This is a genomic window from Burkholderia sp. MSMB1835 (assembly GCF_001526365.1).
Classification (GTDB): domain Bacteria; phylum Pseudomonadota; class Gammaproteobacteria; order Burkholderiales; family Burkholderiaceae; genus Burkholderia.
Window position 1 is genome coordinate 329240 of the sequence record NZ_LOYP01000042.1, and the last position, 13787, is coordinate 343026.

12 protein-coding genes are annotated in these 13787 nt (G+C 68.1%); 7 read left to right on the forward strand and 5 right to left on the reverse strand.

What is annotated here, in order from left to right:
* Positions 1–11: 11 nt before the first annotated feature.
* Positions 12–953: a 4-hydroxy-3-methylbut-2-enyl diphosphate reductase gene (gene ispH, locus WS96_RS17740; RefSeq protein ID WP_034205903.1), complete on the reverse strand. Its 942-nt coding sequence runs from the start codon at positions 951–953 to the stop codon at positions 12–14.
* A gap of 400 nt (positions 954–1353) precedes the next feature.
* Here ispH and WS96_RS17745 point away from each other — a divergent pair, with 400 nt between their 5' ends.
* Complete coding sequence (locus WS96_RS17745) at positions 1354–2541, forward strand: glycosyltransferase (RefSeq protein ID WP_059834178.1); 1188 nt, start codon at positions 1354–1356, stop codon at positions 2539–2541.
* 120 nt (positions 2542–2661) lie between these two features.
* Here WS96_RS17745 and WS96_RS17750 read toward each other — a convergent pair whose 3' ends face one another.
* Positions 2662–4062, reverse strand: coding sequence for a hypothetical protein (locus WS96_RS17750; RefSeq protein ID WP_059834180.1), 1401 nt, complete (start codon positions 4060–4062; stop codon positions 2662–2664).
* Positions 4063–4170: 108 nt separating this feature from the next.
* Positions 4171–5178: a hopanoid-associated sugar epimerase gene (gene hpnA / locus WS96_RS17755; protein ID WP_011353724.1), complete on the reverse strand. Its 1008-nt coding sequence runs from the start codon at positions 5176–5178 to the stop codon at positions 4171–4173.
* Between the two features lie 152 nt (positions 5179–5330).
* On the opposite strand from hpnA, the gene WS96_RS17760 reads away from it, so the two are divergent.
* The 3 genes from WS96_RS17760 to WS96_RS17770 all read left to right on the forward strand — a co-directional run bounded on the left by WS96_RS17760 (position 5331) and on the right by WS96_RS17770 (position 8078).
* On the forward strand, positions 5331–5627 hold the full coding sequence (locus WS96_RS17760; protein ID WP_034205906.1) for an acylphosphatase: 297 nt from the start codon (positions 5331–5333) through the stop codon (positions 5625–5627).
* A gap of 17 nt (positions 5628–5644) precedes the next feature.
* Positions 5645–6544, forward strand: coding sequence for an EamA family transporter RarD (rarD, locus tag WS96_RS17765; RefSeq protein ID WP_059834182.1), 900 nt, complete (start codon positions 5645–5647; stop codon positions 6542–6544).
* A 409-nt stretch (positions 6545–6953) separates the two neighbouring features.
* Positions 6954–8078: an OpgC domain-containing protein gene (locus WS96_RS17770; RefSeq protein WP_034205908.1), complete on the forward strand. Its 1125-nt coding sequence runs from the start codon at positions 6954–6956 to the stop codon at positions 8076–8078.
* A gap of 43 nt (positions 8079–8121) precedes the next feature.
* Here WS96_RS17770 and WS96_RS17775 read toward each other — a convergent pair whose 3' ends face one another.
* Together WS96_RS17775 and WS96_RS17780 are read right to left on the reverse strand one after the other, a co-directional pair.
* Positions 8122–8328: a hypothetical protein gene (locus tag WS96_RS17775; protein WP_034205909.1), complete on the reverse strand. Its 207-nt coding sequence runs from the start codon at positions 8326–8328 to the stop codon at positions 8122–8124.
* A gap of 120 nt (positions 8329–8448) precedes the next feature.
* On the reverse strand, positions 8449–9966 hold the full coding sequence (locus WS96_RS17780) for a peptide MFS transporter (protein ID WP_059834184.1): 1518 nt from the start codon (positions 9964–9966) through the stop codon (positions 8449–8451).
* 497 nt (positions 9967–10463) lie between these two features.
* Here WS96_RS17780 and WS96_RS17785 point away from each other — a divergent pair, with 497 nt between their 5' ends.
* The 3 genes from WS96_RS17785 (at position 10464) to WS96_RS17795 (ending at position 13784) form a co-directional block, all read left to right on the forward strand.
* Positions 10464–11042, forward strand: coding sequence for a cupin domain-containing protein (locus WS96_RS17785; protein ID WP_011548888.1), 579 nt, complete (start codon positions 10464–10466; stop codon positions 11040–11042).
* A 178-nt stretch (positions 11043–11220) separates the two neighbouring features.
* Positions 11221–12834, forward strand: coding sequence for a peptide ABC transporter substrate-binding protein (locus tag WS96_RS17790; RefSeq protein ID WP_059834186.1), 1614 nt, complete (start codon positions 11221–11223; stop codon positions 12832–12834).
* A gap of 11 nt (positions 12835–12845) precedes the next feature.
* Positions 12846–13784, forward strand: a complete 939-nt coding sequence (locus WS96_RS17795; protein WP_059834188.1) for an ABC transporter permease subunit — start codon at positions 12846–12848, stop codon at positions 13782–13784.
* The last annotated feature ends 3 nt before the right edge of the window (positions 13785–13787 follow it).

Below are 13787 nucleotides of genomic sequence, written 5' to 3' on the forward strand. Positions count from 1 at the left end.
GGATGTCCTCCTTAAACTTCGCGGGCGACAGCTTGCGTGAGCTTCGCCGGCAACTTGAATTCGACTTTTTCTTCACGGCCCGCCATCGTCGCGACATCGACGGGCCCCAGCGCGCGCAGCGCGCCGATTACATCCTCGACCATTTCCTCGGGCGCCGACGCACCGGCGGTCAGGCCGACCGTCTGCACGCCCGCGAACCATTCGGGCTTCACTTCCGAGCCGTCGGCGACGAGATAGCTCGGCACACCGCTTTCGGTGCCGATCTCGCGCAGGCGGTTCGAGTTCGAGCTGTTCGTCGCACCGACGACGAGCAGCACGTCAACCTGTTCGCTCAGCTCGCGCACGGCGGCCTGGCGATTCTGCGTGGCATAGCAGATGTCGCGCGTGTCCGGGCCGACGAGGTCGGTGAACCGGCGCTGCAGCGCTTCGATGATGCCGCGCGTGTCGTCGACCGACAGCGTGGTCTGCGTGATGTACGCGACCGGCGTATCGACGGGCAGCGTCAGCGTATCGACTTCGGCTTCGCTCTGCACGAGGATCACCTCGGCCGGAATCTGGCCGATCGTGCCCTCGACTTCCGGGTGGCCCGCGTGGCCGATCAGGATCAGCCGGCGGCCCGCCGCGACGTACTGGCGGCCCTGCACGTGCACTTTCGTGACGAGCGGGCAGGTCGCGTCGAGCACGTCGAGCCCGCGCGCTTGCGCGTCGTGCTCGACCGTCTGGGCGACGCCGTGCGCGCTGAAGATCGCGACGGCGCCGTGCGGCACCTCGTCGAGTTCCTCAACGAATCGTGCCCCTTTATTACGCAGATTTTCGACGACATGCCGGTTATGCACGATCTCGTGACGCACATAGACCGGCGCACCGTGCTGTTGCAGCGCGCGATCGACGATCTCGATCGCACGGACAACCCCCGCACAGAAGCCGCGGGGCTGGGCAAGGATGACTCGCATAAGTGAGCGAACTCCGACGACAGACGCCGGGGTCGAGGCGCTGGCACACGCTTGCTCGCCCCGGCTTGGTGTTATGAAGGCAGGAACGAACCGGCCGGCCAGGCCCCGGAACCCCGAATTAATCGCGCATTTTAACCCTATCGCGCCGTCCTTGCTTCGGCGCCGTGTCGAACCGTTGCAATTGCGGGAGAGCCGCGTCGGCGCTGGCCCGCCCGGAACCCGGTAAACTGCGCGGTTTCGCGGTCGGCCGCTCCGGCTGCCCGCCATCGCGCTCATTTCAAGGCCATTCGATGACCGTCGATTCTTACGCGTATTGCCCGTCCGCCCATGCGGATTTGGGCGTTTCGTTCCCGACCCTTATTCATGCCGCCGAAGCCGGCGCCCGGCAGGAGGCAGGCCGATGATGCTGGCGATCGCTTTCCTGGTGTCCGGCCTGTCGCTGGTGATCTGGATCGTGCTGCTCGTCGCGCGCGGCGGCTTCTGGCGCGCGCAGCCCGCGCGGCCGCTGCCGCCCGACGCCCGCGGCGCCGCGGCCGAAGCCGGCTGGCCGGCCGTCGTGGCGGTCGTGCCGGCGCGCAACGAAGCCGACGTGATCGCCCGCGCGGCGACTTCGCTGCTCGAGCAGGATTATCCGGGCGCGTTCCATCTGATCATCGTCGACGACCACAGCGACGACGGCACCGCCGACGCGGCCCGCGCGGCCGCGCTCGCGATCAACCGCGCCGACCGGCTGACGGTGCTGACCGCGAAGCCGCTGCCGGCCGGCTGGTCGGGCAAGGTGTGGGCGCAGTCGCAGGGGATCGCGGCGGTGCAGACGCTCGGCCTGCCGGCCGACTACCTGCTGCTGACGGATGCCGACATCGGCCATCCGGCCGACGCCGTCGCGCAGCTCGTTACGCGTGCGCAGGCCGAGAATCGCGATCTCGTGTCGCTGATGGTGCGGCTGCGCTGCGACTCGTTCTGGGAAAAGGCGCTGATCCCGGCGTTCGTGTTCTTCTTCGCGAAGCTGTACCCGTTCTCGTGGATCAACAACCCGCGCAACCGGACGGCCGGCGCGGCCGGCGGCTGCATGCTCGTGAAGCGCACGGCGCTCGAGGAAGCGGGCGGCATCGAATCGATTCGCGGCGCGCTGATCGACGACTGCAGCCTCGCCGCGCAGATCAAGCATCGCGGCAGCGGCCACCATCCGATCCGGCTCGATCTCGCCGATCGCAGCGTGTCGCTGCGCCCGTACGACAGCTGGCGCGACATCTGGAACATGATCGCGCGCACCGCGTTCACGCAGCTCCGCTATTCGCCGCTGCTGCTGGCCGGCACGCTGCTCGGGATGACGATCATCTACCTGGTGCCGCCCGTCGCCGCGCTCGCCTACGGCGCGCGCGCATGGCCGGCGTGGCTCGCGTGGGCATCGATGTGCGCCGCGTATGCGCCGATGCTGCGCTATTACCGTCGCTCGCCGCTGTGGGCGCCCGCGCTGCCGCTCGTCGCGCTGTTCTACGTCGGCGCGACGTTCGCGTCCGCGTGGCGGTACTGGCGCGGCAAGGGCGGCCAGTGGAAGGCGCGCGTCCAGGCGCCGGTGGAGCGCTGAGTTACGCCGACCGATACCGGCCGTCCCGATCAACCGGAACCCTGAAAACACACAGCCCGGATCGACGCAAGCCGATTCGGGCTGTTTGCTTTCCGGCCGGTTGCCGGCCGATGCGCGCGCTTACCGCTGCGTCAGCATCATGTACATCTGGATCACGACGTCCGGCGAGAACGTGAACGGCACCCAACCGTAGCCCGTATGGCGGGCGACCAGCAGGCGGTCGCCGTTCGACTGCTTCTGCACGGCCATCATCGGGTTCTTCGTCGTCACGAAACGCCAGCCGGCCGGAATGCCGGGCGGCGGCTCCGGCTGCATCGACGCGCGCGCGTGCGCGAGTTCCTCGATCAATTGGCCTAGTTGCTCCGGATGCAGCGTGATCGATTCGCCGTTGATGGTCAGCGTGAGTTCGTTCTGGGACGGGCGCGCGACGTGCAGCGTCGCCTTGTCGGCCGGCGCAGGAGCGATGCCGCCTTCAACCGCGGTTTCGGCTTGTGCCGCCGGGATCGGTGCGGTCTCGGTATCGGCGGGGGCGTCGGCTGCTTCGACCGTTTCGGCCGCTTCGGTCACCGCCGGCGCGGCCGCGTTCGCGGGCGCTTGCGCCGCCGCTGCCGGCTCGACGACATCGGCTGTCGCGGCCGAGGCGGTAACCGCGTTCGTCGCGGCTTCCGTGACGACGGCCTCGACCAGCGCTTCGGCGTCGGCGATGGCCTTCGCGTGGTGCTGCGCGGCCGCTTCGGCCTGGGCGATCGCTTCGGTATGGCGCCGCGTAATGGCTTCGGCTTCGGCGGTGGCTTCGGCGTGGCGTTGCGCGGCGGCTTCGGCCTGCGCGATCGCTTCGGCGTGACGCCGCGTGATCGCTTCGGCCTCGGCGGTGGCTTCGGCGTGGCGCTGGGCGGCCGCCTGCGTGTCGGCGAGCGCCTGCGCGTGACGCTGGGCGAGCGCCTCGGCCTCGGCGATCGCGGCCGCGTGGCGTTGCGCGGCGGCCTCGGCTTCGGCGGTCGCTTCCGCGTGACGCTTCGCGGCGGATTCGGCTTCGGCGGTCGCCGCGGCATGGCGTTGCGCAGCCGCTTCGGCTTCGGTCGCGGCGGCGTGATGGCGCTGCGCGGCGGCCTCGGCTTCGGCGATTGCCGCCGCGTGGCGCTGCGACGCGGCTTCGGCATCCGCGTGACGTTGCGCGAGCGCTTCGGTCAGCGCGGTGGCTTCCGCATGGCGCTGGGAAGCGGCTTCGGCTTGCGCGGCCGCATCCGTATGACGTTGGGCAGCCGCTTCGGCGGCGGCGGTGGCGTCGGCGTGGCGCCGCTGCGCGGCTTCGGCATCGGCGGCAGCGGCCGTGTGGCGCTGCGCGGCGGCCTGCGCTTCGGCTTCCGCCGCCGCGTGGCGCTCGGCTGCGGCCCGGGCTTCCGCCGCCGCGGCGCGCGCGAAGGCTTCCGCGCTGCGGGCCGCCTGCTGGGCGGCGTGGTGATCGTGGAGGAGCTGATCGACGCCCGTGGCGAGCGAAGCGATCTGATCGTTCAGGTTCATGCGTGTCTTCTCTGCGTAAGACCCGCGATTTTAACCGCTGCGCCGATACCGGTCCGTGCGCGACGTGTAACAAAGTGCGCGAAGCGGCGCGAGGTGCGCCGCTTTGTGTTACTTCAGGTAGCCCGCCGAGCCGAACCAGTCCAGCGCATCGCGCAGCCCTTCGCGGTACGGGCGCGCACGGTAGCCGAGCTCGCGCTCGGCCTTCGCGGACGTGAAATACATCTTGTTCTTCGACATCCGCAGCCCGTCCACGGTGACGAACGGCTCCTTCTTCGTGAACTTCGCGACCGCTTCGGCGCCGACCGCGAGCGGGTACAGCGGCCAGCGCGGCAGCGCGATCGTCGGCGCCTTGCGGCCCGTCATCTGCGCGATGTCGGCGAGCATCTGCTGCAGCGGCAGGTTCTCGCCGCCGAGGATGTAGCGCTCGCCGATCCGGCCGCGCTCGAGCGCGAGGAAGTGGCCGTGCGCGACGTCGTCGACGTGCACGAGGTTCAGCCCCGTGTCGACGAACGCGGGAATCTTGCCGAGCGCGGCCTCGACGATGATGCGGCCGGTCGGCGTCGGCTTGACGTCGCGCGGGCCGATCGGCGTCGACGGATTGACGATCACGGCGGGCAGCCCTTCGTCGGCGATCATCCGCTCGACCGCGCGCTCCGCGAGCACCTTGCTGCGCTTGTAGACGCCGATCGCCTGCTCGGCCGTGAGCGGCCGGTTCTCGTCGGACGGGTCGCCGGCGCTCGTCACCTTCAGCGTCGCGACGCTGCTCGTGTAGACGATCCGCTCGACGCCTTCCGCGCGGGCGGCGCGCATCGTCGCGACCGCGCCTTCGAGGTTCGCGCGCTCGATCTCGTCGGGGTCGGGCGCCCACAGCCGGTAGTCGGCCGCCACGTGCAGCAGGTAGCGCACGCCGCGCAGCGCGGCGCGCATCGACGCCTCGTCGCGCATGTCGCCGGTGACGATCTCGGCATCGAGATCCGCGACGTTCGTGCGCGGGCTGGTCGGGCGCACGAGCACGCGCACCGCATAGCCTTTCTGCTGCGCGATGCGCGCGACGGCCGAGCCGACGAAACCGGACGCGCCGGTGACGAGAACGAGATCGCGGGAAGTATCAGTCATGCGTTTCCTTCAGGGCCACGCGGGCGGCGCGGCGGTTGGGCATCGGCGAGATTGTACGTGGTCGGCGCGTGCGGCGACGCCCGGCCGGCGCGTGTGCGAAGCGGCCGACGCGACTACAATGCCGGGCTTGAATGCAACGGGAGGGCGACGCGATGAGCCGCAATGAACTGGACGAACGGATCGAGACCTACTACGTGCGGGTGCGCGGCGTCGTGCAGGGCGTCGGCTTTCGTCATGCGACGGTGCGCGAGGCGCATGCGCTGAAGCTGCGCGGCTGGGTCGCGAATCTCGAGGACGGCACCGTCGAGGCGATGATCCAGGGACCGGGCGCGCAGATCGACCGGATGCTCGCATGGCTGCGTCACGGGCCGCCCGCCGCGCGCGTGACCGAGGTGACCTTCGAGGAACGCCAGACCGAGCGGCGCTTCGAGCGCTTTCAGCAGCAGTAAGCGGCACGGCACGGATCATGACGGGGTATCCGGAAGCCGGGCGCGGCCTCATGCTGTCGGTGATGGCGTCGACGCTGTTCGCGCTGATGTCGGCTTACGCGAAACTGCTCGCGCCGCTCACGGGGCTCGACATCTTCGCGTGGCGTGTCGTGTGGACCGCGCCGGGCGCGCTCGCGCTGATCGCGCTGCGCGGCCGCTGGCCGGCGCTCGTCGAGCTTGCGCGGCGCGGTGCGCGCGACTGGCGCCTGCTGATCGCGCTGCCGGCGAGCGCGGCGTTGCTCGGCGTGCAGCTGTGGCTGTTCCTGTGGGCGCCGCTGCACGGGCGCATGCTCGAAGTGTCGCTCGGCTATTTCCTGCTGCCGCTGACGATGGTGCTCGTCGGCCGCTTCTACTATCGCGAACGGCTCGACCCGCTGCAATGGGCGGCGGTCGGGTGCGCGGCGCTCGGCGTCGCGCACGAGGTGTGGGCGACGCGCGCGTTCGCATGGCCGACGCTGGTCGTCGCGCTCGGCTATCCGCCGTATTTCGTGCTGCGCCGGCGCATCAACGCCGATTCGCTGGCGGCCTTCGCGATCGAGATCGTGCTGCTGTGCCCGATCGCGCTGGCGATGGTCGCGACGAGCACGACGCGTGTCGCCGGCCATCCGACGCTGTGGGCCGCGTTGCTGCCGGGGCTCGGCATCCTCAGCACGCTCGCGCTCGCGAGCTACCTGAAGGCGAGCCGGATGCTGCCGATGGCGCTGTTCGGCATTCTCGGCTACGTCGAGCCCGTGCTGCTCGTCGTGGTGTCGCTGCTGCTGCTCGGCGAGACGCTCAGCGTCGCGCAGCTCGCGACGTACGGACCGATCTGGGTCGCCGTCGCGCTGACCGCTTGGCACAGCGCGATGCTGATGCGGCGCCTGCCCGCGCGCGGATAAGCGCGTCGTCACGATGCGCCGGCCGTGCGGAACGTGCCGCGCATCGCGTGCATCGTCGACCGCCGAGTCGTGCTCGTTGCTCCGCCGAATCCCTCGATACTGACCGCCGACTGGCGCCGCGCTGACGCGAATCTGGCGACGCTGCCTGCTTCGCCGCGCAACGCGCGTGCTTGTAATCGAAGAGAAGATTCGGTTGCACTTTGTTACTTAGGGTCTCCCCTGATCGGTCATTAAACTGATCTGACCGACTTCCCTTCGTATGCAGCTTTTCAATGAACGGTCATCTCCGTGCCGGGCCGGCCGGGTTGGCGCGATGCGAGCATACGCGTATCGCCGCCGATCGCGCTCGCCTGCTTTTTTCCGATCCCTTCTCCGGTGCGCGTCGCACCGCCGCCGCACAGGTGCGCTCATGTCGTTGAGGCCGTTGCATTCCGCCACGGTGCCGTCGTCGCGCAGCGGCCGCCTCATCGAAGTCGATTTCTTCCGCGGGCTCGTGTTGTTGATGATCGTCGTCGATCACATCGGCGCGAGCGTGCTGTCGCGCGTAACGCTGCACGCGTTCGCACTGTGCGATGCGGCCGAGGTGTTCGTGTTCCTCGGCGGCTTCGCGACCGCGAGCGCGTACGGCGCGATTGCCGAGCGGCACGGCGCGCGCGCCGCGCAACGGCGCTTCGTGCGGCGCGCGATGCAGATCTACCGCGCCTTTCTGGCGACGTCGACGCTGATGCTCGTCGTGTCGGCCGTGCTCGACCACTACGGCATCGAGGCGCCGAACCTCGCGCTCGACGACGTCAGCGTGATGCTCGCGTCGCCGCTCACGGGCGCAGCCGAGCTGCTGACGTTCCAGCGCCAGCCGTATCTCGCGTCGGTGCTGCCGATGTACGTGCTGTTCGCGCTCGCGTCGCCGGTGCTGGTGCCGTTCGCGCGGCGCCATCCGTGGTTGCTCGTCGCGATCAGCGCCGCATCGTGGCTCGCGGCGGGCTGGCTCGGCCCGGAGCTGCTCGACACCGACGGCTTCCGCTGGAGCTTCAACCCGTTCGCGTGGCAACTGATGTTCGTCGCCGGCGTGCTCGCGCGCTGCCAGCCGTTCTACCGGCACATCGCGCTCGGCCGCTGGGGCGCCGCGGCAACCGGGCTCGCGTGCGCGATCGTGCTCGGCTGTGCGAGCTACAAGCTGTTCTCGGGGCTGCCGGTGCCCGAAGGCGTGCTCAAGCGCGATCTCGCGCTGCCGCGCGTCGTGAGCTTCGCGGCCGTCGCGTGGCTGATGGCCGATTGCGTGCGCTTCGGCTGGATCGCGCGGATCGCGCAGGGCGTGCGGCCCGTCGTGGCGGTCGGCCAGCGCGGGCTGATCTGCTTCGTCGCGGGTGCGGCGATCTCGCTCGTGATCGACTCGCTGCTGCACCCGGTCGTGCGCGGCGCCGATCTGCGGCATGTCGGCGTGGGCCTCGTGGCCGACGCGTGCGCGCTCGGGCTGATGATGGCGGTGGCCGGTTCGGGAACGTGGATCGCGCGATGGCGCGGCGCGGCGGCGTAGGCGCGCGCGAGGGAGCATGCGGCGCGGCAGGTGCCGCGCGGCGTCAGTGAGGTGAGCCGATACGGGAGCGGGGCGGGGCGGTTGCGTCGTCGGCTTCGGCGTCGTCGCGTTCGTCCTGCGCCGGGTCGTCGCGCTCCGCGAGGACCGCGTCGGCTTCGGCCGCGGCCCGGGCGGCGCGCATCGCGGTGCAGCGCTGCGCGTGCCGGATGTCCGACAGGATCCTCAAAAGCCGCGTCGTCTTGCTTTTCATCGTGCTCTCCCACCCGTGCGCATCTCGCGAAGCGGATGCATTGCCTGCAACCAGTGTAGGACGCGTTCGCGCACCTGGCGGGAGAATGTGGCGTGCAAGCCGCACGCCGAGGGATAGTACTTACTGCGCGGCGGCGACCTGCGCCTGCAGCGCTTCCTCGCGGCGCTCTTCCGCGCAGCGCTGATGCTGGCGCGACAGGCGGTTCATCAGCGGCAGCAGCAGCAGCGCGAGCAGCATGCCGATCGCGGCGAGCCAGCCGAGCTTCTCGAACAGCGACAGGTAGAGCGGCAGCGATTCGGTGGCCGGCAGTTCGTGCGACGGCATCTGCGCGAAGTTCGCGACGACGCTGCCCAGATACTGCGACACGCCCGTCGCGACGAAATACGCGCCCATCATGAAGCCGCTCATGCGCGCCGGCACGTAGCGGGCGATCATCGCGAGGCCGAGGCCGCTCACCAGCAGCTCGCCGAGCGAGTACAGGCCGTAGCCCCACACCATGAACCACGACGACACGCGGCCGTCGACCGCGTAGCGGCCGCTGATCGTGAACACCAGGTAGCCCGCGGCGACCGCGCCGAAACCGAGCGCGTACTTCGCGGCGACCGGCAGGTCGCGGCCGCCCTTCGCGACGGCGTTGTAGACCCACACGAGCACCGGGCTCAGCAGCATGATCCAGATCGGGTTCAGCGCCTGGAACTGCGCGGCGCTCCACGTGAACAGCGTCGTGCCGAACAGCATGAAGCGCGGGTCGACGTTGCGCAGCGCGAACAGCGTCAGCGACGTCGACATCTGCACGTAGAAGATGAAGAACAGGATCACCTGGCCGATCAGCACGAGCGCCGCGATCAGGCCCGCGCGTTCCGAGCGCTCCGACTTCGCGATCATGTACGCGAAGATCGCGAGGATCGCGAACGCGGCCGTCCACACGCTGGCGACCGCGAGCTGCTTGTGCTGCAGCACGTACAGCGTGATCAGCGCGAGCGCGACGCCGCCGGCCGCGACCGCGCCGAGGCGCTTCCAGCGGATCGGTTCGTCGTCCGGCTGCGAGCCGACGTGCGCGAGCGTACGGTGCATCAGCATGAAGTTGAGGATCGCGAGCAGCATGCCGCCGCAGCAGACCGCGAACGCGGTGTGCCAGCCCCAGTGATCCTTGATCCACGGCGTCGCGAGCATCGACACCGTCGAGCCGATGTTGACCGCCATGTAATAGATCGTGAACGCGCTGTCGATGCGCGCGTCGTCGCCTTCGTAGATGCGGCGCACGAGGTTTGCCGCGTTGGCCTTGAACAGGCCGTTGCCGACGACGATCACGCCGAGCGACGCGTACATGTACGTCAGGTGATCGTTCGGCACCGCGAGCATCAGGTAGCCGGCGCACAGCACGCACGCGCCGATGATCATCGTGCGGCGCGCGCCGAGCACCTTGTCGCCGATCCAGCCGCCGATCGACGGCGCGGCGTAGACGAGTGCGGTGAATGCCCCCCAGGTCAGGTTCGCGTGGCTGTCGGTGAAGCCGAGGCGGTCGACCATGAAGAGGACCAGGAGCGCGGCCATGCCGTAGTAGCCGAAGCGCTCCCACATTTCGATGAGGAAGACCGTCGTAAACGATCGGGTCTGTGAAACAGGTGCGTGCATCATCAATCTCGTTTGAAACGGACGGCGCGGATCGCGCGTCGCCTTGAGGGTCGAACTGGCGCCGGAGCACTGTGGCCGGGTAGGCTTGCGTCGGCGATGGAGCAGTCGGGCGGGTGGCCCGGGCCGGGGTCGGACTCCGCCCGACGAGGCGGAGCGCGGCCCCGACCGGCGCGCGAATGGTAACGTTTGCCGGTCCGGTGCGTCAGGTCCGCGCCACTTAGGGAAACTCCCGATGTGGCAGCAGCTTTCAGGAACATTTGTCTCATCATCTACTTGTAAGCTTGGCGCCCGTTCTCCGCAGATTCCCGGAGAGCCGCTTGCAGCTTGCCTGTGAAGCCGGCGAGTCTGGCAAGATAGCGCGTCGTTTCGCTCGCTTCGGGCCCTGTTTAGTGCACCGGGCTCAACGCCGAAGGCGTGTGCGAACCCGAAGATTAAGCTATCTCGAATTAACTTAGTTACTTTCCATCAAACATTTTTTGACGACCACTTTTCGGCCTGCTATGGTTCCCCCCACTGAAAACTCGCGATCGGCAGACGCTGTCGCACTCGGCAGCAAGATTCGCGCGTTGCGCCAACGTCTGAAGCGCACGCTCGACGACACCGCTACCGCCGCGGGGATTTCGAAGCCGTTTCTGTCTCAAGTCGAGCGCGGGCTCGCATCGCCGTCGCTGACGTCGCTGGCCGGTATCGCGCATGCGCTCGGTGTGACGGTGCAGTACTTCGTGGATACGCCGAGCGAGGAACGCTCGGTTTGCCGAGGCGATCAGTTGCGCTTCTTCGGATTTGCCGATTCGGCGAACCTGTTCGCGAGGCTGACGAACGTGTCCGAAGGACGCCAGCTGGAGGCGATCCTCGTGAGGATGCCGCCGGGGCAGAAGCGGTCGGAGGTGACGACACATGCAGGAGAGGAGTTCCTGTACGTGATTGAAGGGGAAGTGTCGCTGACGCTGGAAGGCAAGACGTTCGTCCTGCAGGCCGGCGACAGTTCGCACTATCAGTCGACGGTCCCGCACAGCTGGGTCAACACCGCGAAGATCGAGTCGGTGGTGGTCTGGGTCGGTACGCCGCGACTGTTCTAACGCACGGGTATTCCTTCGTTTCTTCGACGGAATGCCCGTCGAAAGAAATGTAAGGAATACTAACATGCAATACGAGAACCACGGGCCTCCTCGATCGCTGCTCCCGTCAGCGTCTCACGCGTAAGCCGCGGCATCCGCCGCGCGACGCCCACCGAACCACCTTCTCAAGACCGCCACGATGAAATCCTTGCATGCCATGTCGGCCGTGCTGGCCGCGCTCGCCCTGACGACGCCCGTCGCCCACGCCGTAACCGTTCCGTCGAACGTCGCGCTCGCCGCGCAACAGGACCTGACGCGTCAGGTGCCGGCCGAAGTCGAGTCGCTCGATCCGGCGCACATCGAATCGTGGACCGGCAACACGATCGGCCTCGACCTGTTCGAAGGGCTTGCGCGCATCGATGCGGCCGGCCAGGTCGTGCCGGGCGTCGCGCTGTCGTGGGAACGCAAGACGCCGCAGACGTGGATCTTCAAGCTTCGCCACGACGCGAAGTGGAGCAACGGCCAGCCGGTGACGGCCGCCGATTTCGTCTATTCGTGGCAGCGCCTCGTCGATCCGAAGACGGGCTCGAAATACACGATCCTCGTCGAGTTCATCAAGAACTCGAAGGACATCATCGCCGGCAAGGCCGCGCCGTCGACGCTCGGCGTGCGCGCCGTCGATCCGTACACGCTCGAGGTGACGACCGACGTGCCGGTCGCGTTCTTCCCCGAACTGACCGCGATGGCGCCGCTCGCGCCGGTGAACAAGGACGTGGTCGCGAAATTCGGCGACGCATGGACGCGCCCGGGCAACATCGTCAGCAACGGCGCATACCAGCTCGTCGACTGGCAGCCGAACAACCGCATCGTGGCGACGAAGGACGCGAAGTACTGGAACGCGTCGAAGGTCGTGATCAACAAGGTCACGTACCTGCCGATCGAAAGCGACGAAACCGCGATGCGCATGTACCAGGCCGGCCAGATCGACTACAGCTACTCGATCCCGTCGGGCATCTTCCAGCAGGTGAGCAAGCAGTTCGGCGGCGAACTGCGCCCGGGCCTGCAGCTCGCGACCTACTACTACTACCTGAACAACAGCGACGCGGCGCTGAAGGACAAGCGCGTGCGCCAGGCGCTGTCGATGGTGATCGATCGCGACGTGCTCACGTCGAAGCTCACGCAGGCCGGCGAGAAGCCGATGTACGGGCTGATGCCGAACGGCACGAAGGGCGTGCAGCCGTTCACGCCGGAATGGGCGTCGTGGCCGATGGCCAAGCGCATCGCGACCGCGAAGGACCTGCTGAAGCAGGCCGGCTATTCGGACGCGAAGCCGCTGTCGTTCACGCTCACGTACAACACCAACGACCTGCACAAGAAGGTCGCGCTGTTTACCGCATCGGAATGGCGCACGAAGCTCGGCATCACCACGAAGCTCGAGAACGTCGAGTTCAAGGTGCTGATGAAGCAGCGGCATGACGGCAAGGTACAGATCGCGCGCGACGGCTGGTTCGCCGACTACAACGACGCGATGACCTTCTTCGACCTGATCCGCTGCGGCAGCTCGCAGAACACCGTCGGCTATTGCAACAAGCAGATGGACGCGCTCGTCGACGAAGGCAACCAGAAGCTCGACGACAAGGCGCGCGCCGCGCTGCTCACGCAGGCGCACGACATGGCGATGAACGACACGCCGATGGTGCCGCTGTTCCAGTATTCGGCCGACCGTCTCGTGAAGCCCTACGTGGGCGGCTATTCGCTGAAGAACGTGATCGACATGCGTGCTTCGCAGGACATGTACCTGATCAAGCACTGAGCGGAGCGATCATGCTGGCCTACGCATTGAGGCGCACGTTGTGGGCGGTGCCGACGATCCTCGCGGTCATCACCGTCTGCTACCTGCTGCTGCATTTCACGCCCGGCGGCCCGTTCGATACGGAGAAGCAGTTGTCCGCCGCGACGCTCGCGAACCTGAACGCGAAGTATCACCTCGACGAGCCGCTGTGGAAGCAGTACCTGCTGTATCTCGGCTCGCTGCTGCACGGCGATCTCGGCCCGTCGTTTCGCTACGTCGACTGGTCGGTGAACGATCTCGTGAAGAAGGCGCTGCCCGTGAGCCTCGGCGTGGGCGGCGTGTCGATCCCGATCTCGATCGTGCTCGGCGTGCTGCTCGGCACCGTCGCGGCCGTGCGCCGCGACAGCGTGATCGATCGCTTCGTGATGCTGATCGGCAACTTCGGCAACGTCGTGCCGCCGTTCGTGCTCGGCCCGGTGCTGGTGTGGATCTTCGCGATCCTGCTGAAGACGTCGGCCGGCAACGGCTGGCTGCCGGCAGGCGGCTGGGGCGACGGCGGCTGGCAGTACCGGCTGCTGCCGATCGTGCTGCTCACCTTCATCAACGTGTCGTTGCTCGCGCGCGTGATGCGCGGCTCGATGATCGAGACGCTGTCGAGCAACTACATCCGCACCGCGCGCGCGAAGGGCCTGCCGGGCTCGACGATCGTGCTGCGCCACGCGCTCAAGCCCGCGCTGATGCCGGTCGTGTCGCTGTTCGGCACGGTCTGCATCACGTCGATCACGGCGGCCGTCGTCACCGAATCGGTGTTCGCGCTGCCGGGCCTCGGGCAGCTCGTCGTGAACGGCGCCATCAACCGCGACTACACGCTGGTGCTCGGCCTCGTCGTGCTGACGACCGTTTTCGCGGTGCTGTTCAACCTGCTGGTCGACCTCGCGTACGCGTGGCTCGATCCGCGCATCCGTTATTGAGCG